The 3,635-nt window shown below is 62.8% G+C and carries 6 protein-coding genes; all 6 read left to right on the top strand.

From position 1 onward, the window contains the following. Positions 1–62 precede the first annotated feature (62 nt). Positions 63–464 carry a hypothetical protein gene (locus EOC06_RS32115; RefSeq protein ID WP_128309678.1) on the top strand — a complete coding sequence of 134 codons (402 nt, stop codon included), beginning with the start codon at positions 63–65 and terminating at the stop codon, positions 462–464. A 32-nt stretch (positions 465–496) separates the two neighbouring features. Beyond that, a complete protein-coding gene (locus EOC06_RS32110) occupies positions 497–1,696 on the top strand; it encodes a hypothetical protein (RefSeq protein ID WP_128309677.1) in 1,200 nt (399 codons plus the stop codon). A gap of 56 nt (positions 1,697–1,752) precedes the next feature. Then, a complete protein-coding gene (locus tag EOC06_RS32105) occupies positions 1,753–2,106 on the top strand; it encodes a hypothetical protein (RefSeq protein WP_128309676.1) in 354 nt (117 codons plus the stop codon). Continuing rightward, positions 2,106–2,816, top strand: coding sequence for a hypothetical protein (locus tag EOC06_RS32100; protein ID WP_128309675.1), 711 nt, complete (start codon positions 2,106–2,108; stop codon positions 2,814–2,816). Before EOC06_RS32105 ends, EOC06_RS32100 begins: the two co-directional genes overlap by 1 nt. Continuing rightward, on the top strand, positions 2,816–3,352 hold the full coding sequence (locus EOC06_RS32095; protein WP_128309674.1) for a hypothetical protein: 537 nt from the start codon (positions 2,816–2,818) through the stop codon (positions 3,350–3,352). The genes EOC06_RS32100 and EOC06_RS32095 overlap by 1 nt, the downstream gene beginning before the upstream one ends. Before the next feature lie 88 nt (positions 3,353–3,440). Continuing rightward, positions 3,441–3,635 (top strand): hypothetical protein (locus EOC06_RS32090; RefSeq protein ID WP_164898848.1); only part of this gene is annotated, 195 nt, incomplete at its 3' end.

Below are 3,635 nucleotides of genomic sequence, written 5' to 3'. Positions count from 1 at the left end.
CGTTCCGAACCCGCCGCTAATCGCAACCGCAACAGCCAACAGCCAACAGGGAAGAACGAAAAATGCCCACCTATTCTCACCAGAATGTCACGCTGCGCGGTTTCCACTGGGAAGTCTCGTCGCTCACCTTCAACCTCGCCACCGGCATCACGACCAATGACGTCGGCAAGGCCGTATCGGTCGACACCTCCGGCGCCAACAAGGTCAAGCTGTCCGGCGATGGTGACACCATCATCGGCCGCCTCGCGTCGGTCGAAGATCGCTCCGTCGAAGGCACTCTCATCGGCGCCGTCGAGCTTCAGTTCGCCAACCTGCTTCCGATCAAGGCAGCTGCGGTCGTTGCGATCGGCGACACCGTCGTGGGCGCCGGCGCGGGCGAGGTGAAAGCCGCCGGAGCTGCGGACCACAGCAAGAACTTCGTCGCTGAGATCATCGGCACCAACGCCGTGGTCGTCAAAGTTTAATCGAACCCCGAACGAAACGAGGAATTCCGAAAATGCAGTACAAGCCTCTCTCTCAGGTCAAGCGTCGGGGTGTCGAAACTCTCGCCGCGCTGAAGTCCGAAGACGCCCAGGCGTCGAAGGGCGCCGGCCAGAAGTTGCTGTCCGAAGCCAAGTCGTTTGGCCTCGGCATGCGCGACTACCTCAATCTCGCGATCGACGTCCGTCGCTCCGAGGATGCGGAAAAGCTCTATCGTGACGACAAGGGCTATCTGTCGGGCTACGAAGCCACGCTGGCTCACCTGAACCTGCCGATCCAGAACGACTTCGAGCGCGGCATCGTGCTGGAAGCTGCGTCGGACACGTTCCAGACGTTCCCCGGCGTCCGCGCCATCTTCCCGGAAGTCGTCGACGACGTCGTCCGCTGGAAGTTCCGCCAGGACAACCTGGAGACGACCTCGGCAATAGTCGGCTCGAGCCGCACGATGTCGGGCGTCGAGCTGATCTCCACGGTGGTGGACGACAAGGCCGATGACTACCAGGTCGTGTCGGCTGTCGCCGAACTCGGCCGCTTCCCGGTCAAGACGATCCGTCTGTCCGAGCAGTCGGTCAAGTTCTACAAGCACGGTGGCGGCTACCGCTTCTCATACGAGTTCGACCGCCGCGCCAGCATCGAGACGCTGGTGCCGTACGTCAACCGTATGGATCGCGAGAAGGAGATGTCGAAGGTCCGCGCGGCCACGCACATCCTCGTCAACGGCGACGGCGTGAACCCGGCCGCTCCGGTCGTGAAGCAGGCTGATTTCGTGGCCGCTGCCACGAATAAGAAGCTGAACTACGAGGCGCTGCTCCGCTGGTTCGTGGCCCGTGCCCAGGCCGGTATCCCGATCGACACCGTTGTCGGCAACTGGGACACCTACATCGACTGGCTGCTGCTGTTCGCCATTCCGACGTCGAATGCAAACCGCACCGACGCCGAAAACCTGGCGGCCTCCGGCTTCCAGATCGGTGGCGTGCCGATCCTGCGTGGCACGGTGAACTTCGCCCTGTCGTCCGCTGCAGCCGGCAAGCAGCTCATTGGCATGTCGCGCGGTGACACGCTGGAAGAGCTCAATGAAGGTGGCTCGCAGATCGAGGAGACCGAGCGCGCGATCACCAACCAGTCGATCACGTTCACCAAGTCCGAGAACACCGGCTACAAGCTGGCCTTCTCCGACACCCGGTCGATCTACGACTACGACAGCACCGACGACTAAGAACCCCAGGCCCGCCGCCCTAGAGGCGGCGGGCTCTTTTCGGTGTGAGGAAAATCATGATCAAATTGCTTGCTGAAACCAAGGGCTCTTTCCAACTCCACGACCTGGCCCATCAGGGCCAGCGCATCCACGCCCGCCGGCCGAGTGTCATCGAGAATTCACATTTCATCCAGGACCGTATCGGCCGCGGCCAGGTCCGGATCATCGGTGAGCTGAAGGCCGAGGCGACCGACGAAGCGTTCGTCGCCTACATGAAGGAAGCCGAGGGCGACATGCAGTTCGCGATCGACGCCTTCATGGCCGAGTACGGCGCCGAGGCGGCCGAGTCCGCCGACCAGCCGAGGAAGCGTGCCAGCCGGAAGCCCAAGGAGACCAAGACCGAAGGCTCCGAAGGTGGAGCTGACGCCTGATGCGTACCTTTGAGGCCGGCAGGGACGTAACCCTTCCTGTCAACCTGACCTACAACGGCCAGCCTGCCGTCCCGGATACCGGGACGGCAGAGCTGTCGGTGACAGGTCCGGATGGCGCTGTCCTCTTCACGCAGGATCTCACCACCGGCCCGACCGACGTCGTGCTGGTCGTGACGGTTCCCGCCGAGCACAACGAGATCTCCACGTCATTCTCCCGGCGCATCGTGCGTGTGAGTGCCCAGCGGGGTGGCATCCCGTTCGACGTCGTGACGATGTATCGCCTGGTGCCGACGATCCTTTACTCCGTCCAGCCAAAGGACGTGCGCTCGTTCCTGGGCGTGAATGAAAGCGAGCTGCCCGACGAGGACGTTGATCTCTCGGCCGCGCTCCTGAACCTTGAATTCCAAGTCACCCGCGCAACCCTGGCCGCCGCGCTCACCTCCGGCGAAGAGGCCGAGTTGCGCGCGAACGATGCCGTCCTGTATCGAGCCGTCCTCGACATCATCCCGTCGCTCGCCAACCGCGTGGCCCAGGAGGAGACGGATGGCGCCCTGAGTTTCAAGCGTAATGCCCGCAAGGATTTCTCGGAGCTGAAGAAGTCCGCTGAGGATCGCCTGTCGGCCGCCCTGACAATCATCAACCCAGGCATCGACCCCGGCTATGCCATCCTGATCACCACGACCGACGCCGATCCGATCACGGGTGCATAATGGCCAGCCTCCACACAGCCGCCCGCCGTTTCCAGACGCTGATCTACAAGGAAAACGGTCAGCCCTTCAATGGCACCATCATGCCGGTCGACGAGGGTAAAGTCCCGACCTACGACTTCTCGTCTCCACGATTGATGCTCCGCACGATCATCGCGGGCGTCGTCAAGCCGCGCGACATCGTCCTGGACGAGCAAAACCGGCGCTTCATCGTCGCCAACAACGGCTACTCTCCGTACGGCGAGCAGTTCACCTTTCGGCTGTTCCAGGTGCTGGCCGACCTGGCCTGGAAACGCCACGCGAGCCAGACGGACACTCTCACGGGCCTGAAGCGCGGCCAAGCGGCCGAGGATCTCGGCTTGATTGCATGCACGGTTGAGATGACGGGCCGGGAATACCCCGAGCCGGCGACCAACCTCTCGGAGGAGACACGCCGGATCATCACCGGTGCTCAGATCCAGCTCGGGGACCAGGTCGACGACGCCATTGTCCGAAGACTCGATACGGCCCTCGGGGTGACCTATGCCGAGATCCGCTAAGGCAAAAATCACCGTCACGTTCCGGCAACACGACACAGGCCAGAAGCCGTTTGCCGGTGGCAGCGCTTCTGTGTCGGTCGGTCGATCGGTGAACCAGTTCGTGACCTCCGACATGGGTGAGCTCCCTGGCGTCGTTGCCGCCAGCCTCGCCAAAACGATCGACAGGTCGAACCGGACCAACTTCTTCAGCACCAAGGCCGAGACCCTGGCTAGGAGGATCTCTGACAGCATCGACGCGGAGCTGCGCAAGATTGGGCAGTTCATCGGCTCCGAGCTGATCGGC

The sequence above is a fragment of the Mesorhizobium sp. M7A.F.Ca.MR.362.00.0.0 genome (assembly GCF_004023175.1).
In the GTDB taxonomy this organism is placed as follows: Bacteria; Pseudomonadota; Alphaproteobacteria; order Rhizobiales; family Rhizobiaceae; genus Mesorhizobium.
The sequence above is the reverse complement of the archived record's forward strand: the minus strand, read 5'-3'. Positions and strand labels throughout refer to the sequence as shown.